Raw genomic sequence first — 22221 nt, forward strand, 5'->3', positions numbered from 1 at the left:
TTATTTCACCGCCGGCGTGGCAGAGACAGGGGCGTCGGAGAAGATGTTGCGGATCACGCCGTTGGCCCACTCCAGGATCTCGGCGTCCTGCAGGTCCCGGCCGCCGATCCTGGCGGTCTTGGGCTTCGGGACGAGCACGGCGTCCAGGGCAGGCTTCGCCTGCGCGCCGGGGTACATCCTGGTCAGGCGCATGAGCTTGGACTCGGGCAGCTGCGCCGGGGAGAACTTGATGAAGTTGCCCTGCAGCGCGACATCGGACAACCCGGCCTCGCGGGCGCCCACCCGGAACCGGGCGACGTCGATCAGGTTGGTGGCCGGCAGCGGCAGTTCGCCGTAGCGGTCCACGAGCTCCGCGAGGACCTCCTCGATCGCCTCGTAGGTGATGGCGCTGGCGAGCTTGCGGTAGGCTTCCAGGCGCAGCCGCTCGCCCGGCACGTAGTCGTGCGGCAGGTGCGCGTTGACCGGCAGCTCGATCTTCATTTCGGCGGCCTTCTCCTCGGCCTCGCCCCGGTATTCGGCCACGGCCTCGCCGACCAGCCGGATATAGAGGTCGAAGCCGACGCCCTGGATGTGGCCGGACTGCTCGCCGCCGAGCAGGTTGCCGGCCCCGCGGATTTCCAGGTCCTTCATGGCCAGCTGCATGCCGGCGCCGAGCTCGTTGTGCGTCGCGACGGCCTTGAGCCGTTCCAGCGCCACCTCGCCGAGCGGCTTTTCCGAGGGGTAGAGGAAGTAGGCGTAGGCGCGTTCACGGCCGCGGCCCACACGTCCGCGCAGCTGGTGCAGCTGGGAGAGGCCGTACTTGTCCGCGCCGTCCACGATCAGGGTGTTGGCGTTGGAGATGTCCAGGCCGGTCTCGATGATGGTGGTGCAGACCAGGACGTCGAAGCGTTTTTCCCAGAAGTCCACGATGATCTGTTCCAGCCGGCTCTCGGACATCTGCCCGTGCGCCACCTCCACCCGGGCCTCCGGGACCAGTTCGCGGATCTTCGCCGCGGTGCGGTCGATCGTGGACACCCGGTTGTGGACGAAGAACACCTGGCCTTCGCGCATCAGCTCACGGCGGATCGCGGCGGAGGTCTGCTTGTCCGTGTACGGGCCCACGTATGTCAGCACGGGGTGCCGTTCCTCCGGCGGGGTGGCCAGGGTGGACGTTTCGCGGATGCCGGTCAGGGACATTTCCAGCGTCCGCGGAATCGGGGTGGCGCTCATGGCCAGGACGTCGACGTTGGTGCGCATCTTTTTCAGCGCCTCCTTGTGTTCGACGCCGAAGCGCTGCTCCTCGTCCACGATCACCAGGCCAAGGTCCTTGAAGCCGAAGTCCTTGGACAGCAGCCGGTGCGTGCCGATCACGACGTCCACGGAACCGCTCTTGACGCCGTCGGCGGTTTCCTTGGCCTCCTTGCCGGTCTGGAAGCGGGACAGCGGCTTGACGACGAGGGGGAAGCCGGAAAACCGTTCGGTGAACGTCTCGTAGTGTTGCTGGGCGAGCAGCGTGGTGGGCACCAGCACGGCGACCTGCTTGCCGTCCTGGACCGCCTTGAACGCGGCCCGGACCGCAATCTCGGTCTTGCCGTAGCCGACGTCGCCGGAGATCAGCCGGTCCATGGGGATCTCCCGCTCCATGTCGGCCTTGACCTCGTTGATGGTGGTCAGCTGGTCCGGGGTCTCCACGTACGGGAAGGCCTCCTCCAGTTCCCGCTGCCACGGGGTGTCCGGGCCGAAGGCGTAGCCGCGGGAAGCCATCCGGGCCGAGTACAGCCGGATCAGCTCCCCGGCGATCTCCTTGACCGCCTTGCGCGCCTTGGACTTGGTGCTCGCCCAGTCCGCGCCGCCCATCTTGCTCAGCGCCGGAGTGTCGCCGCCCACGTACCGGGTGACCTGGTCCAGCTGGTCGGTGGGCACGAACAGCCGGTCGCCCGGGGCCCCGCGCTTGGACGGGGCATATTCCAGGACCAGGTATTCGCGCACGCCCTCGCCGCCACCGGCAACCTTGCGCTGGATCAGCTCCACGAACCGGCCGATGCCGTGCTGTTCATGCACCACGGAGTCGCCGGCCACCAGCTGCAGCGGATCCACGGCATTCCGCCGCTTGGACGGCATCCGGCGCATGTCCTTCGTGGACCCGGCCGAGGTCCGGCCCAGCAGGTCAGCCTCGGTCAGCAGCGCCAGCTTGAGCGGATCCAGGACAAAGCCGCGGCCGACGGCGGCAGTGGTCACCTCGATCAGCCCGGCCTGCGGATCCGCCTCGAGCGTGTCCACCCGCGCGCACGGGATGTCGTTGTCGTGGAAGAGTTCGGCGAGGCGCTGCGCCGGGCCGGGGCCCTCGGTGACCACGACGATCCGCCACTGGTCCCGGACGCGGGAGCCGATGAAGTCCATCATTTCCGCCACGTCGCCCTGATAGCCTCGGGGTTCCCGGGCGTGCAGGTTCAGGACGTCGACGTCGGGCAGCAGCTCTTCGTCGCTGGCCAGCGATGTGATGGACCACCAGGAGACGCCGTGCTCGAGGGCGGCGGTGCGGGTATCGGTCAGCGAACGGAAGCTGGCCGAGTGCAGGGCAACGGAGGCCGCGGACGTCAGGTCGAGCGGCGCCGTCCCGCCGTCGGACGCCGTGGACCAGGCAGCCTCGAGGAACTCCTCGTTCGTGGCGGCGAGGTCGTGGGCCCGGGTGCGGACCTTCTCCGGCTCGATCACCACCGCGATGGAACCCGCCGGGAGCTGGTCCAGGAACGGCACCATGGCGTCCACCAGCACGGGGGCCAGCGATTCCATGCCCTCGACGGCGATGCCGCCGGCGATCTTCTCCAGCATGTCCGCGGCGGCCGGGAGCTGGGACTTCAGGGTGGCGGCGCGGGACATGACGGAGGGCGTGATCAGGATTTCGCGGCACGGCGGGGCGTGGAGTTCGGTGGGATGGTGCAGGCCGGGCGCGGTCAGCGAGCGCTGGTCGGCGACGGCGAACCAGCGCATCTGGTCCACCTCGTCGCCAAAGAACTCGACCCGGATGGGGTGGTCCTCGGTGGGCGGGAAGACGTCCAGCATGCCGCCGCGGACGGCGAACTCGCCACGGCGGGTCACCATGTCCACCCGGGCGTAGGCGGCGTCGGCAAGGCTCTTGACGACACCGCTGAAGGGGGCCTCCTGGCCGACCTTCAGGGTCACCGGCACCAGTTCGCCCAGGCCCGCGACGATCGGCTGCACGACGGCGCGGACGGGGGCCACCACCACGCGCAACGCACCGCCGGTGGACGATTCGGGGTGCGCGAGCCGCCGCAGCACGGACAGCCGCCGGCCCACGGTGTCCGAGCGCGGGGAGAGCCGCTCATGCGGCAGCGTCTCCCAGCTGGGGAACTCCGCGACCGCGTCGGCCGGCAGGAAGGCGCGCAGGGCCTCGGTCAGGTCCTCGGCCTCGCGGCCGGTCGCGGTGACGGCCAGGACCACGGGCACTCCCCGGCCCGCCCCGGCCGTGCCGGCTTCGGCAAGGCCAGCTTCGTTCCCCGCCAGGGTCGCGAGTCCGTCCGCCATTTCCGCGAGCAGCGTGGACCGCATTCCGGCCGGGGCGCTGATCTGGTAATCCTCGCTGCGGGCGGCGAACCCGCGGGCGGCCTCGGCCTGGATCCGGGCGTAGTTCCGGTCTTCGGCGAGGACACGGCGCAAACCGGTGAGAGAGGGGCCGTTGAGGCTCATAGCTGTTGCTCCTGATGGGATCACGGGGTGCAGGCAACACGAATAGCCGAAATTCGTGAGAATCCCGGGCCCTCCAAGCCTACCGCGGAGCCCCGGGGCCCGCCGACGGGCCCCGGCCGACGAGACTGCCCACGTGATCTGCCCGGGCCCCGCCGACGGGGCTAGGCTGGCTGGAGGAGCGCCGGCCCCTCCAACGCGGGCCCATCCAAAGCGGGCCCATCCAAAGCGGGCCCCGCACCGAATGGCTTGGTAGGCCACCCGCCAACCGCTGGCTGACAAGGAGTCACCATGAACGGCACAACCGCAACCCCTGAACCCGCTGGAACTCCTGCTCCAGCCCCGCAGGCAGCCACCGCAAAGGCCGCATCCCCGAAGACCGTGCTCGTCACCGGGGCCACCGGCTACATCGGCGGCCGGCTCGTCCCCCGGCTCCTGGAAGCCGGACACAGGGTCAAAGTCGTGGTCCGCACCCCGGCCAAGATCGCCGGCGTGCCGTGGCTGGACGACGTCGAGGTGATCCACAGCAGCCTCGACGACGGCGACGCCCTGCAGGCGGCGCTCGACGGCGTCGACGTCCTGTACTACCTGGTCCATTCCATGGCGGCCGGTGCCGGCTTCGAGGCCAAGGAGAAGGCGATGGCCGGGACGGCTGCCCGGGCCGCGGCCGCCGCCGGGGTGGACCGGATCGTCTACCTCGGCGGCCTGCACCCGGCCGGCGCCGAACTGTCCACCCACATGCGCTCCCGCGAGGCGGTGGGGAAGGTGTTCCTGGACAGCCCGGTGGACGCAGTGGTCTTCCAGGCCGGCGTTGTGATCGGCTCAGGCTCGGCGTCGTTCGAAATGATCCGGCACTTGTCCGAGACGCTCCCGCTGATGCCGGCCCCGAGCTGGGTGCGCAACAAGATCGAGGCGATCGCCGTCCGCGACGTCCTGTACTACCTCGTGGCCGCGGCGTCGCTGGAAGGAACCATCAACCGGACCTTCGACATCGGCTGCCGCCAGGTGCTCAGCTACGCCGGAATGATGCAGGAATACGCCGCCGAGGCCGGCCTGCCGCACCGGGTGGTGCTGGCGCTGCCGGTGCCTGCCCCCAAACTGGCCGGTCTGTGGGTGGCGCTGACCACCCCGATCCCGCTCTCCATGTCCCTGCCGCTCGTCGAATCGCTGCAGCACGACGCCGTCGCCGCCGAGCACGACATCGACGCGTACATCCCTGTGCCGGAGGGCGGCCTGACCCCCTACCGGCGGGCCGTGGCCCTCGCCCTGGGCAAGGAACGCGACGGCCAGGTGGAGACCACGTGGGCCAGCGCCGGCGTCGACGCCGATCCCCTGCCGAGCGACCCGGACTGGTCCGGCCACGCCGTGTACGTGGACGAGCGCAGCTTCCAAAGCGACGTGGACCCCAAGTATGTGTGGACCGTCATCGAAGGAATCGGCGGCCGGAACGGCTGGTACTCCCTGCCACTGGCCTGGCAGGTGCGCGGCTGGCTGGACAAGCTCACGGGCGGGGCGGGGCTTCTGCGGGGCCGCCGGCACCCGCACCTGCTGGCCGAGGGCGAGGTGGTGGACTGGTGGCGGGTCGAGAGGATCGACCGGGGCCGGCTGCTGCGGCTGCGGGCCGAAATGCGGGCCCCGGGCCGGGCCTGGCTCGAACTTTCCGTGGAGCCGGAGGGGACGGGCAGCCGCTACCGCCAGCGCGCCATTTTCTTCCCCAAGGGCCTCAGCGGCCGGCTCTACTGGCTCGCGGTGCTGCCGTTCCACAGCATCATTTTTCCCGCCATGTCAAGGAATATCACCGCCGCCGCCCGGGATCTGGAAAACCTCGAATCGGAGCCAGCCGGGCACACGACGTAGGATGTTGGAGCCCGAAACGTCCACTTCCACATCACGGAGGACCCCCCTATGGCCCTGAGTGCATCCACCACCGTTCCGCACAGCGTTGACCGCGTTACCGCGGTTTTCGTCAATGAAGACTTCCTGCGCCACACGAGCGAACTCGTTGGCGGCACCCTGGAATCCTTCGCCATCGACGGAGACCCCGCCGGCGCTTTCAGCACCACCACCGTGCGGACCATCCCCACCACCCGGATGCCCGACATCGCCCGGAAATTTGTCGGCGCAAGCCTGAAGGTGACGCAGCTGGAGGCCTGGGAGGCCCCCTCCGCCGACGGTTCCCGGCAGAGCACGATCTCCCTGAAGGTCTCCGGCGCACCGCTGGACGTGAACGCTGTCCAGCGTCTCGTGTCCGATGGCGGCAGCACCCGGATCGAGCTCGAGGGCGACGTGACCTCCTCGGTGCCGTTCCTCGGCGGCAAGATCGCCGACGCCGCAGAACCCATGGTCGGCAAGGCCCTGAACCTGCAGTCCCAGCAGGCCCAGGCCTGGCTCGAAAGCCACTGACCCAGTGGAACTGCCCGCGGTCCTCGCCGTCGTCCTGATCGTCGCCGGCGTCTGGTCCCTGGTTGTCTGGCCGCAGTTCCTGCGCCGGGTCATGAAGGATCCGCGTGCCCGCGACGCCAACGGCAAGGCCACACGCTTCCTGACCGTCCATGTGGTCCTGGTCAGCATCTCCATGCTGCTGGGGGCCGCGACGGCGGCGATAGGCGTGGCCGGGCTGCTCAGCTAGCATCCGGCACACCGGCGGTCATATGCCCGCCGGTGTGCCGGTTTCCTGCTTTCAGGGCGTGCCGGCCGCTAGAATCAGCAAAAAAGGTGCACCGCTGAAAGGGGACGCCAATTGCTACCCCGCCGCGTCGCCATCTGGGGCCTGTGCGCGTGTGTTCCGGTCCTCGGCCTGATTGCCTTCTGGCCGGTGCCCGTTGACCGGGGTGCGGCCACTTACCTCAATCGGTGGCTCCGGCAACTGCACCGCTGGGGCGTCCCTCCCTGGTTCGACTACGGGGTCGTGGAATTTTCCTCGAACGTGGTCCTGTTCGCTCCGCTGGGCGCCCTGGTCGCCATCATCCTGGGCCGGCGGCTCTGGTGGGGCGGGGCCGTCGCCGGGTTCATGCTCTCCGTCGTGATCGAACTCGGCCAAATGACATTCCTGCCGGCGCGCTTTCCCTCCGCGGCCGACGTCGCCGCGAACACGATCGGCGCCATGGCCGGCGCGCTGGCGGCCAGGCTGTTCATGGCACGCCGAGAGGCTGTTCGATCCCGACGTCCACCACGTACCCTGTGAACAGGGCCCGACGGGAGGAAATCGGAACTATGCGGATTTCGGTCATTGGTTGCGGTTACCTGGGCGCGGTACATGCTGCCTGCATGGCAAAGCTGGGTCACGACGTTGTCGGAATCGACGTCGACGAACACAAGGTGGCCCAGCTTTCAGCAGGCCATGCCCCCTTTTACGAACCCGCGCTCGACGACCTGTTGTCCCAACTTGAGGAGTCGGGCCGGTTGCGGTTCACCACCGACATGGCGGCCGCCCGCGGCGCCGAGGTCCACTTCATCTGTGTCGGAACACCGCAGAAGCGCGGCGAAAACGGCGCCGACCTGCGCTTCGTCGACGCCGCCGTCGCCTCGCTCGCTGAGTACGTCTCCCCCGGCGACGTCGTCGCCGGGAAATCCACGGTACCGGTGGGAACCGCCGCGGGGCTGGCCGAGGTGCTGGCGGACGCAGAGCCCGGCGCCTCGCTGGTCTGGAATCCCGAGTTCCTGCGCGAAGGCCATGCCGTGACGGACACTTTGAACCCGAATCGGTTTGTCTACGGCACGCCGGACGGCAGCGAAGACCATCCCGCGGTGGCCGTCCTCGACAGGGTCTACGAGACGCCCCTCGCAGCCGGCACACCCCGGTTGGTGACGGACTACGCCACGGCGGAACTGGTGAAGACGGCAGCCAACTCGTTCCTAGCGACCAAGATCTCCTTCATCAACGCCATGGCCGAGGTCTGCGAAGCCAGCGGCGCTGACGTCACCCGGCTGGCTGATGCGATCGGGCTCGACGAGCGGATCGGGCGGAAGTTCCTGAACGCAGGCATCGGATTCGGCGGCGGGTGCCTGCCCAAAGACATCCGTGCCTTCATGGCCCGCGCCGGCGAGCTGGGGGCGGACCAGGCCCTGACATTCCTGCGGGAAGTGGATGCGATTAACATGCGGCGCCGGACCCGGGTGGTGGAGCTGACGCGCGAACTGTGCGGCGGGTCCCTGCTGGGCCAGCGGGTCGCCGTCCTGGGTGCGGCGTTCAAGCCCGAAAGCGACGACGTCCGGGACTCCCCCGCGTTGAGCGCCGCCGCGCAGCTGCAATTGCAGGGCGCAGTGGTGACGGTCACCGATCCCCAGGCGCTGCCCAACGCCGCCAAGCGGTTCCCCGAACTCCAGCTGGAACCGGACCTTGAGACGACGCTGCACCGGGCCAATGCCGTGCTGCTGCTGACCGAGTGGCAGGTGTACCGGGAGCTGGATCCGCACGCGGCCAAAGCCCTCGTGTCCGCGCCGCGCATCCTGGATGGCCGCAACGTCCTGGACCCTGCCAAGTGGCGGGCCGCCGGGTGGACCTACAAGGGCTTGGGCCGGCCCTGACGTGTTGCCGTCAGGCCGTCAGCGCCTGGCCGAGGGCGTCCTCCGCGGCCACCCAGGAGAGCATGGCGCATTTGACCCGGGCAGCGTAGCGGGACACGCCCTCGAACGCCGCGGCGTCGCCGAGGACCTCGGGGTCGGCCGGCACCTTGCCGCGCGAGCGCAGCACCTCGCGGAAGCTGTCGATGACGGTACGGAGTTCCGCGACGGTCATGCCCTCGGCGAGGTCCGTCAGCACGGACGCCGAGGCCATCGAGATTGAGCAGCCGTCGCCGTCCCAGCGCAGCTCACTGACCTTCCCGCCGGCCACGGACACCCGGACCGTGATTTCGTCGCCGCAGGTCGGATTCAGCTGGTGCGACTGGCCGCAGCTGGCCTCCTTAGGTGCGTCCGCGGCGGCCAGGCCGCTGCCGTGCCGGGCCTTGGCGTGTTCGAGGATGATCTGCTGGTAAAGCTGGTCAAGACTCATGGATGTCCGTCCTAGGCTTGGAAGTAGGCACGGACATCGGCGGCCGCGTTCAGGAACGCGTCCACATCGTCCGTGGTGTTGTAAAGGTACGTGCTGGCGCGCGTCGTCGCTGTCAGCCCGAGCCGGCGGTGCAGGGGCTGGGCACAGTGGTGGCCGACGCGCACGGCGATGCCGCGGCTGTCCAGGAACTGGCCGACGTCGTGCGCGTGGACGCCCGCGACGTCGAATGCCGCCAGGCCAATCCGTTCCTGCCCGGCCGCGGGACCCAGCACCCGGATCCCGGGGATGGATTCCAAGCCACGCACGAGTCGCTGGCCGAGTTCGGCTTCCCAGGCGTGGATGCGGTCCATCCCGGTTTCGCTGAGGTAGTTTACCGCCGCGGCGAGAGCCACCGCCTGCGAGATGCGCTGGGTGCCGGCCTCGAAGCGTTGCGGGCTGGGCAGGAAACCTGCCCGTTCCATCGTGACGGTGGTGATCATGGAGCCGCCGGTCAGGAACGGCGGCATCGCGTTGAGCAGCTCCGAGCGGCCAAAGAGGGCGCCGATGCCGGTGGGGGCGAGCATCTTGTGCCCGGAGAACACCGCAAAGTCGACGTCGAGCGCCTTGACATCCAGGGGCAGGTGCGGGGCGGACTGGCAGGCGTCGAGCACCACGAGGGCCCCGGCGGACCGGGCCAGGGCCACCAGGGCGGCCACCGGGTTGATGGTGCCGAGCACGTTTGACGCGTGCGTGAAAGCCAGGACGCGGGTGCGCGGGCCGATGATGCCGGCGGCGGCCTCCAGGTCCAGTGCGCCGGCGTCGTCGATCGGGATGAACTTCACGACGGCGCCGGTCCGGGCCGCCAGCTCCTGCCAGGGGATCAGGTTGGCGTGGTGCTCCATCTCCGTGACGACGAGCTCGTCGCCGGGGGCCAGGGCGAACCGGGCCGCTTCGGGTCCGGCGCCCGGCAGGGACGCGTTGAGGAAGGAGTACGTGAGCAGGTTCAGGCCCTCCGTGGCGTTGGAGGTCCAGATCAGCTCATCCCACTCCGCCCCGACAAAGTCCGCCACCGTTTCCCGGGCGTTTTCGAACGCCTCGGTGGCCTCGACGGCGAGGTGGTGTGCCCCGCGGTGGACCGCGGAGTTCCGCTGCTCATAGAATTCCTGCTCGGCCGCGAGCACGCTGAGCGGGTTCTGCGAGGTGGCACCGGAGTCCAGGTAGACGAGCGGCCTGCCGTTGACGTGCTGCTGCAGGATCGGGAAGTCGTTGCGGATCCTCAGGACCTCCTCGTTTCCGAGCGCGGCGGCAGAGCGGCGGAGGTGGGCTGGGGTGGCAACCATGGCGGAGACTCCTGGATCGGCGTTCGCTGCGGCGTACGCCGCGCCGGCCTGGCAGCCAGCGCGGAAAATACGTCACACAGATTAAGCCTAATTATCCCACGTTCCCGCCGCGCTCCTGCGCGGCCGCCGCGCGGACCCGCACACCGCGGAACTCGGTGGGGGTGACATCCAACGGCGGCGCCGGAACCTCTAGCCGGCCAGCACTGCGGTGGCGGGCGCTTGCCCGACGTGCCGGCGCTTGATGCCGGGACCGGCGCAGGAATGCCCACAAGGCGGCGTCACACGCCGCTACCCCCTGCGGCGATCCCCGACGGCGCACATGCCCGGTTAGCGCTTCTCGATGGCGCGGACCCGCGTTCAGACCGATTAAGGGAGCCGGCGGCGGCTGGGGGGAGAGCCTCGGTCTCAGAAGGCTCTGACGCCGCCGGCTCCGACCTTGGCGTGTGGCTGCCCGTTGGGGCACCGCACGGTTCCAATGAAGGAGTTGGTGGAAAAGATTACGGCCCGATCACCTCTAATGGTGGCAGTGGCTGCATCCGCAAGCAAGGAATTCGAGACCATACTTTCCTCGGTCCATGCTTGCGGTTGATAACCGCCCTCAAGTTCCTCATTTTGAGACCTTTGTGAGCTGTTCGGGTTGGAGCTGTCGGGGTTGGAGCTGTTCGGGTTGGAGCTGTTCGGGTTGGAACTGTTCGTGGGACTGGGTTAAGTCAATCGCCCGGACCGGCTCTGCACACGAGTAGCGTTTACCCGACTTCTGACGCCCTACTCGCCTTGGCACTACTTGGAGCTACTCCCGCTGCTCCCGCGGCCACCCGTGCTGTACGCAGCCTTAGCCAATTCATGTCCTGCCCGGTCCGGTCAGGAGTGCAGGGGGCCGAGGTCCAGGAGGTCCGCCCGCCGGCCAACGCCGAGCTTGGCAAAGATCCTGGACAAGTGCCCCTCAACGGTCCGTAGGGACACACAGAGCGCGGTGGCGATCTCGGCGTTCGTGGCCCCGCCCGACACCAGTTCCAGGACTTCGGTCTCACGGGCAGTCAACGGGGCGCCATGATCGCTGCGGACGACCTCTAATTGCGCGGCCATTCCGGCCTCCACGAGGCGGTGGTGGACCCGGCGCTGGACCGCGGTAAGCCTCCACCGCTCCGGGTCGTCTGCCAGGATACGCTCTGCCTGCTGGGCGGCTTCAAGGGCAAGGAGCCCGTGCCCTGCATTGAGCGCGTCGTCGCTGATGCCAATGAGGTCGGACGCATCGGACGCCGACACCGCTCGCGCGTAGGACTCCACCAGCCGGGCCTCCGGGCCGTCGACCGCTCCGCTGCTGAGGGCGAGTGCCTCGGCGCCCGAAGTGTCACCGCCGCGGAGCGCGAGCCGCCTGATATCGGTTTCAACGCCGCGCAGGCTCTCGTGCAGGGCCTCGTCCGCCAGCCGCGCCAACGCCCCGGCACCGCTCCCTCCGGGCCCCTCGCCGGGTTCAGCCGCCCGGCAGTACGCCTCTGCCAGCAGGTGAAGGGTTTTCGGCTCCCGGTACACCGAAAGCCGGTAGGCCAGCACATGCTGGCGGGCCTCATGGTGGCGACCGACGGCGCCTGCGGCATAGGCCGCGACGGCGCGCGCAAACGGCAACAGGCCCAACGGGTCGGCGATTGTCAGTTCCTCCACACCAAGCCGCAGTTCGGCCAGGCTTTCACGCATCCTGCCCTGCCGCAACCGCGAATATCCCCGCATGAGGTGCAGCATGCCGCCGCTGTACAGCAGCCGTCCAGGCTCACGGGCCGCGTAATCGTCCAGGACATTTCCGAGCCGGTCCCAGTCGCCGGCCGAGATCAGGTTCAAGCAGTGGCGCACCACGAGGTCCTCGTAGACCAGGGGGAGCTCCAGGCTCGCGTTTCGGGCCCCGCCCCATGCCTCGCCGTCCAGACGCAGCCCGGCCCGGAGTTGGCCTTGGGCGGTCAAAAGTTCGGCGAGGAGGGAAACTGCCGGTACCCGGATTTCGGGATAGGCGCCGGCCGCGTCGATGAGTTCGCGCAGCACGGTTCCAACTGCCGTGAAACTGCCATCCCACGGGCGGCTCAAAAGCTCTGTGGCCAGTCCCCCGGCGGCTGTCCCGTCCGACGGCCGTCCTGCCGGAGCGTGTCCGGGACCGCCGGCGCAAGCTGCGATTTCCGCAGACAGCGAATCCCGTGCCCGCGATTCCAGTTGCCCTGGTTCTATGGGCAACACCAAGCCTGGGCGTTGCGTGCCGGCGTCGGCATGCTGTTGCCGGGCCGGCGTCGCAGACCCGAGCCGGGCTGCGAGCAGGGCAGCCAGGTAGGACGGCCGTCCGGAGGGCACCGGCCGTGCGGCCTCGAGACACGCGACAGCGGCCTCGGTGTGCCCGGCAATGAAGTGCGAATAGGCCAACTGGATCCTGGCCTCGGGGAGGAACCGGGCGTCCCGGATGGCGCCAGCCGCCCGGGACGCGGTCGCAGGGTCCAAGTCCGTGTTCGCGGCGACTGCGGCCTGCAGGAGCTGGAGTGGAGGGATCTCTACGCCGCAATCCATGGACCAGCGCAGCCGGTTGAGGGCCGCTCCCGGCGCCGCAGCCCGCGCCGACGGAAGCGACAACACGCTCGAACGCAGGGCCGAACTGCGGCCGGCCGGGACCCGGTGGCGGATGATCTCGCCAAGGATCGGGCTGGCGGCCCGTACCAGCCGGTCCTGCCCCTTGGAGACAGCGATGATGCCCGCCGTGTCCAGGGCATCGACGGCCTTGGGACCGCTGATCCGCAGAATCTGGGCCAGGGATAGGGGTCCTGCCAGGGCGACGATCGTCGCTGCGGTCTTTTCCTCCGGTGTCATGGAGCGCAACTGCCGGTCCACAACGTCGGCGGCCGGCACTTGGGCCATGTCGGGGTTGGCCAGTAGGAACCACACGCCGTGCCGGAGGCCCAAAGCGCCGCTGGCACGGGCATGCTGGATCAGGGACATCAGCATGAGCGGATTGCCGTCGGCCGCCTTATGGAACAACGCACTGACCCACGGAGATACGTCGGCCCGCAGGACCTGCTCGCACAATTGGTGTGTTCCGGTCCGGCTCAGCGGGTAAAGGTCGAACTTGGCGATAATCCCGTCGTCCCAGAGCGCGAGGAACTCTTCCGGAATCATCGGCCCTGGACGGCAGGCCACGAGGATTCGGGCGGCGCCAGTCGCCGCCGCCTGCGCCAACTGCCGGACGGTTCCATGGTCGAGGCAATGCGCGTCGTCGACCACAAACAGAGGCCGGTCCGCCTCGGATTTCAGGCTGCCCGCCATCGCTTCTACGACGGCGGCGTTGGAGTCGAGTTCCCGGTCAGGAAGCCGGGACAAGTACGGCGCCAGGGCACCGAAAGGAACGCTGGCCAGGGCCGGGGTGGCGGTCAGCCGAATCAGGCGGCGGTGGGGCTCGAGTTCGCGGATGGCGGCTTTGACGACGGCGGTCTTGCCCGCGCCTGCACCGCCGATGATGAGCGCACCTGATCGGGTGTCGTCACGCAGGCAACGCACCAGGTCCTTGACCAGCGCCGAGCGCTCGATCAGCGCTGAGGTCTCAGCCAGGCTTTCCATCGCCGGTTCTTCCTGCCAGCTTCTGCCCGTCGGCAATAGCCGCCCGGGATGCCGCCTGCAGCCTGCCGGGGTCAGCCGAGCCGGGCGCTGTCTGCCGGAGTCGAGATGACATCTTTGAGTTCCGATCGGCTGGCGACGTGCAGCTTCGAATACACCTGATAGAGGTGTCCCTCCACAGTGCGGACCGATACGTGCATCTGTTCCGCGATCTTGCGGTTGGATGTACCGGCAGCGGCCCGGACCGCCACTTCACATTCCCTCGCCGTCAGGGTTGAGGTTGTGAGGGAACGCAAACCGTTCTTGGGACTGCCGAACTTGTCATCGAGGGACTGCTGCGCCCGCTGGGCGATCCGCAGCGCGATCCGGTTGCCGGCGTCGTTCGCGCAGCCGACGGCTTTCCGCACCGCGTCCCTGGCGAACACGGTGTTACCGAATGCTTCAGCGTCCTTGGATGCCCCCAGTAACATTTCGCTGTCAGCCTCCCGCATGCCTTCGGCCAGCCGCGAGCACAGGGCCGCGAATTGTCCGGTCACCCGCCCGCTCAGGCTGCCGAGCTTCTGGCCCGCCTGGCGGTCCCCCAGCCGGGCGGCGGCGGACTGGAACAGGAGGGCGGGGGCCAGTGCTGAAGTTTCGGCGTCGTTGCCCGCTTCTGCCGAGAGTGCGCGGATGGACATTGCCCTCTGACCGAGTTCGGCCTGGGCCGACAGTTCGAAATAGCGTGTGAGCCGTTCCACCAGCCAGGCCGCGGGCCGCCGGACCTGGGCAAGATCGCCAAGTAGCAGGCCGGCCTTTTCCTCTTCGCCCTGGAGCGCGGCGGCATAGGCGCACACGGCCGCGGCCAGGCCACCCAAAGCGTCGGGGTCCTGCGCCCGAAGCTGCCAGCGGCCTGCCTGAAGCCGGGACAAGGCGTCGTCGAGGTGTCCGGCATGGAGGTCCATGACGCCGTGCCCTATCTCAAACATCCCTCCCAGCCTGGTCTGGGGCTCTCCGCCGCTGTACGTCTCCTCGAGATAGACGGACGTTTCCTTGAACTTGCCCGAGAGCAACAGGAGGAGCAGGAACCTGCCTCTGATCTCACGAACCGCATGGTCCGTGAGACGCACGCTGGCTGTGGCCGCCAGGATCTGCTGGCCCAGGGCCAGGGCCCGCACCACGTTGCCGGTGACGGCCAGGGCCTCGCTGCGCACACTGGCGGTCAAAATCCTTGGTTCGCTGCCCAGGTCTGCCGCGTCCATGCCGTCTGTTATGGCCAGGACTTCGGCGTAGCGTCCACGGAAGGCGGCGAGCCCAGCCTCGGCCAGCCGCAGCCGCTCCCGGGCTGCCATTACAACTGAACTCTGCGCCGCGGGCTCGGCAGCCAGCCGCTCTGCGAACTCCTGGATCCGCGCCTCGGGATCGGCGCCCGGCACGGTGCTGCGTTTGTCCAGTTCCACGCGCAGGAGCTGCAAGGCGGTCCACTCGCCCAAGGGAAGCTTCGCGCACGCGTCGTCATCGAGGGCCTCCAGCACCCGGCGCGCGGACTCCTCGTTGTTCACCGAGATGTGGGCATTTGCTGTTTCGATGGCGATCAGGGCGGCCGGTTCGCTTCCTTCGACCTCCTGGACAAATCGCAAGGCGGCGGCGTGGTCGGATGCACCGTTCGCGGCGCGGGCGGCCGCCAGGGCCACCCCGGTGCTCACCTCTTCCCCGCAGTCCAGAGCCCAGGCGACACCGGCCGACCCGCCCGTGTCGACCGTGTCCGACTCCTGGAGCACGGCCGTGAGCCGGCGGCGGAGTTCGGCGCTGCGCCCGGGCGGTACCACGTTAGCGACAATGCCGGCGGTGACCGGGTTGGCGACGCTGACCATCGGCGGATGGTCATGGGTGACCCGGATCAGGGCCCGTTCCTGGAGCGCGTCCATATCCTGCGGGTTGGCGATGAGCATGAGGGTCTGCAGCGGGACCGCCCCGGCGAGGGCCAGCAGTTCAAAGACGTCGCGCTGGCCGTTGCCGAGCCGGTTGAGGCGTGCCTTCACGACGTCCCGGATCTCTCCGGTCAAGGCGATGGGGCCGTTGCCCAGGAACCATACACCGTCCTGGCGGACGACTGTGCCCAGCTTGATCTGTTCCCGGGCCAGGGAATGGAGGAACAAGGGGTTGCCACCGCTCGCGCTCCAGAGCGCCCGGGCGGCGGTGAGGGAGAACCGGCCGCCGTATTCGTGGTGCAACGTTGATGCCGTCTCTTCGAAGTCGAACGGTCCGAGGTCCACCCGTCGGAGCAGGTCATCCTTCCACAGGCCCATGATGTCGCCGCCGATGTGGGGCATGTCCACGCACGCCGCCAGCAACGTGACATGGGACCCGGCGCTCAACTGGGCCACCATCATGCTGGAGAGCTCGTCGAGGTCGTGGGCGTTGTCCACGAAGAGGACGATTTCCCGGCCCTCGGATTTGGTGTGGAGCAGCTGGGTCAGTCCGCGCAGCACCATCAGCGGGTGCTCGAGGTGGGAGGCGTCGAGGTCGTTGAGCAGGACACTCAGGGCCCCGTAGGGAAGCTTGGAGGATATGGAGCTGCCCCTGACCTGGACTACCAGGTACTCGTCGCCGAGTTGCTCAAGGGCACGCTGGGCGATAAAGGACTTGCCGGCCCCGTGGTCGCCCACGAGTACTATGCCGCAGCCGGAACCCGACGTCAGGGTCCCGACGATGTCGGCAACGACTTCCTGGCGGGTGAAGGGTCTGTCCTTACTGCGGCCGTAACCGTTTCTTTGCGCCGGAAACACTACTTCTGTCTGGCCGCTGCCCGCAGGCAAGCCGGCGTCTTGCTGGAACATATGAGAGACCTTCGCAATCAAAGTGTGAGCGGTGATACCTCAACGGTAGGGACTACGCGTATTTTCCGGATGCGTAAGTAGTACTCGATTACGCAGCGAGTATTCGGCCCGCTCTACGTAGCTGTACTCAGTTGGACCGGCGCCGCCGCAAGGCCCAAACCAAGTAGTCGCAATCCCGCTGCACGTGTCCGGCGACCGTAGCGGCCCGGACACGGGAACTACGGCCCGCCAGGGGCCGCCGTTGCTCCGGATACGGCCCCAAGAGCCATCTTCCCTTTGCCTGCCGCTAGTGCCCGCCGATGCCGGGAAGCTGTTCACGGCCCTTGACATTGAGCTTGGCGTAGCTGCGATAGAGATGGCCCTCAACCGTGCGCACGGACACCTGCAGCTCCGCGGCAATCTGCCGGTCGGTGAGGCCGCGAACCGCAAGCGCCACAATGTCGCGCTCGCGGCGGGTCAGTATGCCGAGTGAGTCATCGCTCTTGGCCGCTTCGTCACCGGGAAGGTCGTCGGCCCGGTCCAGGCACCGCTTCCGCTGGGAGTTGGCCATGCGCTCCCTGAGGGTGTCGCCCGCGGCCCGGTAGGCGTGCGCCGCGGCGTCGTAGGCAAGGGCGGCAAAGGCCCACAGCTCCGCCGTCTCACAGGTTTTCGCGGCCTCAAGGAGGTCGGCGGCGTTGTCCGTGCTGATGGCTGCAGCGTAGGCGCAGATCGCGGCGGGCCTTGGGCCCTCAAGCCCGGCCCGGAGTTCGAGCAGCCTCGGCGCGGAGTCCGTGTCCCCCAGGGCCAGGCAAAAGGCCAGCGAGTCGAGCTCAAGGCCGGCGGTGTCCACCTCCGGGTACGGGCGGCCGAGCCGCTTCAGTTCCGCGATGGCACCGGGGTAGTTCCCGAGCCGGGCTTTTCCATAGACCACGGCCATCGCGGCCAGCGAGCGCATGTACCTTGGCAAGGCCGCGGGGGCTGCCTCGAAGTCGGCGAGGAGAAGCTCTGCCTTCGTCTGGGCACCGACTTCGGCGGCTGCCGCGAAGGCCATGGCCGCCGTGAGCGCGAAAAGCTGCTGAGGGTCGGTCAACCGCAGCGCTTCGAGCGCGGCACTCAGCGTGTTCAGGGCCTGGGCAGCCTTGCCCTGGTAGAGCAGGATGATGCCGTGAGCCGCGTGCACTCCCCCGCCGAAGGAAATCAAGTTCGGCCCGGAACCGGCGACGAAGCCGGTCAGGAGGCTCTCCGCCCCCTGCCAGTCGCCAGAGTGGATTGCGGCGGCTGCGGACCGGACCACGAGGAAGTCGGTGAGGAAGTAGAGCTCATCGTGATCGGCCCCGGCGGCCTCCATGGCCCGGGTCATCGCGGCGAGGGCGCTCAGTCCCTTGCCGCCGGCCAGGAGCCGCTCCGCGTCGAGGCAGAGCCGGAACGCCTGCACGAGGGTGTTCGACGGCGGGGTGCCGGCAGCCGCGTCCCCGGCGGACGCCGCCGCGGCCGGAGCGGCCGCGTACTCGCCTGCCAGCGCCAGGACCATGGCTTCCATGGTCTCCAGCCGCTCTTCCGTGGCACGGTGAATGGCTTCGGCGTCGTCCGGCAGGGCGGCGGCGAGGCGTTCGGCCGCGCGTCGGAGCGCCTGTGCCCGCTTCATGATCTCTGCCGGCGTGTGGCCCAGCGCTGACATCGCTGCGGCCCACAGGAGGGATCCGGTCAGGAGCCCGGGGATGCTGTTTCCCTGGCCGAAATCGGCGTCGAGGATATCCCGGGCCGCCACGTAGTCAGAGGCGTTGTAGCGGGTCCGTGCTATCACGGCGCGGGCCGCCATCTTCAGTTCCGGATCCTTGACAAGGACGGCAGCCTTGCGGGCGAGCTCGTCCTCGTAAAGCCGGCTTGCCAGCACGGCGGCCCTCAGGAGCTGCCGGTCCTCGACCTCCGCGCCGCATTCGATCGACCAGCTCACATGCCGCAACAGTCCCTCGGCCGACGTCGGCTCGCTGTCCATCTTGCGCAGCAGGCTCTGCCGAAGCTGTAGGCTCCTGGCCGGCGAAATCAGGTTCCGCAGCGTGTCGCCGTACACGGTATGCCACAGCCGCAGCTCACCCGACCCGGTGTCCGTGACCCGGATCAGTTCGCTGTCGATCAGCGATCCCACGGCCTCTTCGCCGGCCACGGACTCGATCAGTTCCCGGGACACGGGTTCGGCCAGCGCCACCAGGTTCAGCGCCTGCCGTTCTTCCGGCGAGCGCATCAGCAGCTGGCGGCGCACGACGTCGGTCAGCCGGTCGCCGTGGCTGTTCAGGTGCCGGGTGAACAACCAGACACCGTTGCGCCGCAGCAGCGTCCCGTCGTTCTTGGCGTCGTCCAGGAGTCCGTTGAGGAGCATCGGGTTGCCGCCGGAAGCCTCCCAGAGGATCTCGGCGACGTTTGGCAGCACTTGCGAGCCGAGCTCGCCCTCCAGCATCTCTGTGGTCTGCGCGAGGGTGAGCGGGCGGAGGTCGTGCCGTTCGGCGATCCCTTCAAACCAGAGCTGCAGGAGCGGTTCCGGCAGTCCGGGCCGGGCGGCCGCGCCCACGAGCAGTTTCGCCCAGCCGGCCGCCGCCAGCTCCGCAAGGATTCCGGCCGTCGCCTCGTCGAGATCGTGTGCGTCGTCGACGACCAGCAGGAGGGGCTTCTGGGTGGCCCGCTTCTGCTCCTCCAGATGCGCCCACAGCGTCCTCAACACGGCCAGCTGCGATGTTGCTTCCTGGACCGGCAGTCCGACGATGAAGGGGCCGAGGACACCGTAGGGCACCTTCGTCAGCGACGCGCTGCCGTGGATCGGCACCGGCGTCACGTCCGGGCCCAGCTCCCCGACAACGGCCTCGATGAGCCGTGACTTGCCCATCCCGCTGTCGCCGAGGACGAACACGGCCACGTGGCTGCCGCCCCGGAGGGCTTCCACTGCTGACATCAAATCTTCCGACCTCCCGGTCAAGGCGCGGTTCGGCACCGTGCCGGGAGTTCCCGCCGGCCCCTTAGATGAGTCCAAGCAGATCACTTCGCGAAGAAACGCCGAGCTTCGTGAACACCTGGTACAGGTGGCCCTCCACAGTCCTGACGGAAATGCCCACCTCCAGGGCGATGTCCTTGTTGGAGACCCCGTTCCCGGCCAGGGTGGCGATTTGCCGCTCGCGGTCCGTCAGCAGCGGGCCCTTGTTGCGCGGCATGACGGGCAGCGCCGGTACGGACTCCGAGAGGCTCTCAAGCATGCTGTAGGCGGCGTTGGCACTGGCGGTCAGCCCGGCGCCCTTGGCGAAGTCGAATGCGAGCGCGGCGCACCGGGCCTGGACGGCGTCCAGTTCGAGGCCCGCGGCCTGCTCGGCGGCTTCGAGCATGATCGCGGCGTCCTTCTTCCGGCTGCCGACGGCGACCGTCCGGGACAGCTCGGCAAGCGGTCCCTGCCGCAACCCGGCGATTTCCTCCATGTAAAGAAAATCCTTGACGGTTCCGTTGACGGTGGCCCCGAGCATGCAGATGCCGGCCAGCGTGTAGCGGCCCTTCCGGAAATGTTCCTCCGCGGACCGTATCAGCCGGTCCTTGGCCTCGGGGTCACCGAGCCACCGCGACGCCATATCCATGCAGAACTCGGTGGAACTGCCAGCCGTGAAGCGGGCCGGGCCGTCAGCCGAGCGGGCCCGGTCCAGGTAGACCGTGGCCTGGACCGAGTTGCCGGTCTGGGCGTAGGCAAAAGCCGTGGCGGCGTAGGCCTGGCGCAGGGACTGCAGGCTCGCCCGGACCTCCAGCTGGGCGATCGCGGCCAGCAACGGATCCAGTGCCATGTACCCGCGGCCGGCATAGACATAGGCGAGCCCGACGGCGAGGTCTGTTGCGGCGCTGCCGGAATGCAGCCCGTGCCCGGCCCGGCCGCTCGCGTCCTTGAGCATGTCGATGGCCTGGCGCCACAGGCCCGAGAGGAGCAGCACGTTGAAAGAGCGCCACGCGAAGTTTTCGCGGATGCGCGGCACGTTGGACCACTCGCCCAGCTGCCCACCGATTTCCCGCATGAGTGCGCGGGCATCGAGTTCGTGACCGGTCATTGACCAGGCCTCCATCAGGATGATGGCCGACCTGAGCCGGTGCACGGGATCGGCCCCCGGAACGTCCGTGGTGGCCGCGGTGGTAAGCCGCTCCATCATGGGCTCGAAATCCCCGATGAAGGAGAAATAGTTGAACTCGCACAGATCCAGGCAAAGCCCGGCCCGGGCCAGCGCCGCAGGGGCGGGGGACGGCTCGTCCAGGCTCAGGTCCTGGAGCCGGACCCTGGCCTGCTGGAGCAGTTCGGGGACCTGGCCGGAGCGGTCGTCCAGCCAGGCCATGCAGTCAGCCTTGGCCGCGATGAATTCGGCAAAGTTCTCGGCCGCGAGGTCGTTGACCTGCCGCTCGGAAACGTCGTCCAGCGCGGACATGGCCTGCAGCGGCAGGCCGAGTTGGAGGTAGGCGGCCGATTTCTGCAGCTGTCCTTCTGCCCACTCAGGGTCCGAGGGAGAGAGGCTGCCGGCGCATTTGAGGGCAAATTTCGGGTCGAAGAGTTTGACGGCGGCACTGGCAGCCGCCACGGCATGGGCGGGTGCCAGCTGGGCGTGGCAGTCGTGGGTCCAAGCCGCGTAGGCCAGCAGGTCTTCCACGGTCAGCTCGTCCAGCTCGTGTTCCTGGTGCCCGGGCACCTTGTCCCGGAGCTCCAGCCGGCGCTCCACGCTGAGCCAGTTGCGGACAATGTCGCCGAGGTAGCGGTCGCCCAGCGTGACGAGGTGCCGGTCCGCGCGGTCGACCACGATCTGGCCGGCCTCTTCCATGTCGGCGATAACACCGGGGCTGTACATCCTGGCAAGCCGGGACAGGGGCAGGGTCCGGGCGCAGGAGAGGACGTCGATGACTTCCCGGGCCTCGGGTGTTTCCCTGGCATACCTGGCCCGGACAATATCCTCCAGCGCCGTGCGGCCATCCAGCACAACCTCATCGAGCAGTGTCCACACGGATCCGGACAGGACAAGGTTTCCGCGTTCGATTTGTTCTGAGACGACGGCCTGCAGGAGCGTGGGGCTGCCGCCGACCAGCTGGTGCAGCTGGCTTGCCAGGGCGGTCGAGACCCGATGGCCCAAGGCTGACTGCAGCACCTCCAGGGTCTCGAGCTCGGTCAGGTTGGCGAGCCGGACCTCGGCAAGCTGGCCCGAGGTGATGAGCCAGTAGAAGTCGGGCGGAAGGTCAGTTGTGCGCTGGGCAGTTGCGATCAACCGGGCGGTACGGGTCTGCAGCAGGTTGAGCAGGACCCCGGTGCTGAGTTCGTCGAGGGCGCCGGCGTTGTCCAGCAGGATCACGCACTGGCGGCCGGCGGCGTCGTCGCGTATCAGCGAGGTAATGCCGTGCAGGATGGCGGTCGGCGAGCCCAGGGAACTCTGCGGGAGCCGCGCAAGGGTGAAGGCGAGGCAGCCGTATGGAGTTGCCGAACCCGGCCCTGAACTGCGGAGCTGGATGGTGTACACCTCGGGCCCGAAGCCGGCGAGGGCAGTCCTGCCGACAAGCGTCTTGCCCACACCGCGGTCGCCGGTGATGACGACGCCCATCCGCTCGTGGGCAAGCAGTTCCTGGCGGACACGCTCGGCATCAGCATTCCGCGCCAAACCGGACCAGCCGTGTCTCGCGACCTGGCCGGCAGCATGTTCTTCTTCGGCGGGTGCCAATGTAGTGGAAACATTCCCCCAGCCCAGCGAATCCCTCGACATGTAGTTTCCTTCGTACCGCTTTGCAGACAGCAACCCCGGACTGCCCACTTAGAAGTAGCGTATCCCTATCCCCCGACATGAGAGTAGACAGATCA

At 68.5% G+C, this 22221-nt stretch carries 12 protein-coding genes; 5 read left to right on the plus strand and 7 right to left on the minus strand.

Annotated features, from left to right (window positions below; all coding sequences use genetic code 11):
- The gene (gene mfd / locus C560_RS0107635) at positions 1–3687 is read right to left on the minus strand and encodes a transcription-repair coupling factor (protein ID WP_026537735.1); all 3687 of its coding nucleotides are present in this window, start codon (positions 3685–3687) and stop codon (positions 1–3) included.
- Between the two features lie 288 nt (positions 3688–3975).
- Between mfd and C560_RS0107640 the strand changes: the two genes are divergently transcribed.
- From C560_RS0107640 to C560_RS0107660, 5 genes are all read left to right on the plus strand, one after another.
- Entirely contained in the window at positions 3976–5541 is a 1566-nt protein-coding gene (locus C560_RS0107640; RefSeq protein WP_026537736.1) for an SDR family oxidoreductase, read from the plus strand.
- A 48-nt stretch (positions 5542–5589) separates the two neighbouring features.
- Entirely contained in the window at positions 5590–6087 is a 498-nt protein-coding gene (locus C560_RS0107645) for a DUF2505 domain-containing protein (protein WP_026537737.1), read from the plus strand.
- Between the two features lie 4 nt (positions 6088–6091).
- Positions 6092–6313, plus strand: coding sequence for an SCO4848 family membrane protein (locus C560_RS0107650; RefSeq protein ID WP_018774651.1), 222 nt, complete (start codon positions 6092–6094; stop codon positions 6311–6313).
- Between the two features lie 111 nt (positions 6314–6424).
- Positions 6425–6868 (plus strand): VanZ family protein, encoded by a 444-nt coding sequence (locus C560_RS0107655; RefSeq protein ID WP_081801648.1) that lies wholly within the window; start codon positions 6425–6427, stop codon positions 6866–6868.
- A 29-nt stretch (positions 6869–6897) separates the two neighbouring features.
- Positions 6898–8211, plus strand: coding sequence for a UDP-glucose dehydrogenase family protein (locus C560_RS0107660; RefSeq protein WP_026537739.1), 1314 nt, complete (start codon positions 6898–6900; stop codon positions 8209–8211).
- Positions 8212–8221: 10 nt separating this feature from the next.
- Here the strand turns inward: C560_RS0107660 and sufU are convergent, their stop codons facing one another.
- From sufU to C560_RS0107690, 6 genes are all read right to left on the minus strand, one after another.
- Positions 8222–8677, minus strand: coding sequence for a Fe-S cluster assembly sulfur transfer protein SufU (gene sufU / locus C560_RS0107665; RefSeq protein WP_026537740.1), 456 nt, complete (start codon positions 8675–8677; stop codon positions 8222–8224).
- A gap of 11 nt (positions 8678–8688) precedes the next feature.
- A complete protein-coding gene (locus tag C560_RS0107670; protein WP_026537741.1) occupies positions 8689–9996 on the minus strand; it encodes a SufS family cysteine desulfurase in 1308 nt (435 codons plus the stop codon).
- 861 nt (positions 9997–10857) lie between these two features.
- The gene (locus C560_RS0107675) at positions 10858–13581 is read right to left on the minus strand and encodes a helix-turn-helix transcriptional regulator (protein WP_026537742.1); all 2724 of its coding nucleotides are present in this window, start codon (positions 13579–13581) and stop codon (positions 10858–10860) included.
- Between the two features lie 71 nt (positions 13582–13652).
- Entirely contained in the window at positions 13653–16394 is a 2742-nt protein-coding gene (locus C560_RS0107680; protein ID WP_026537743.1) for a LuxR family transcriptional regulator, read from the minus strand.
- A 286-nt stretch (positions 16395–16680) separates the two neighbouring features.
- A complete protein-coding gene (locus C560_RS0107685; protein ID WP_331280266.1) occupies positions 16681–19404 on the minus strand; it encodes a LuxR family transcriptional regulator in 2724 nt (907 codons plus the stop codon).
- Complete coding sequence (locus C560_RS0107690; protein WP_026537745.1) at positions 19382–22126, minus strand: helix-turn-helix transcriptional regulator; 2745 nt, start codon at positions 22124–22126, stop codon at positions 19382–19384. The genes C560_RS0107685 and C560_RS0107690 overlap by 23 nt, the downstream gene beginning before the upstream one ends.
- Positions 22127–22221 lie beyond the last annotated feature (95 nt).

It is taken from the genome of Arthrobacter sp. 9MFCol3.1 (genome assembly GCF_000620385.1).
Classification (GTDB): Bacteria; Actinomycetota; Actinomycetes; order Actinomycetales; family Micrococcaceae; genus Arthrobacter.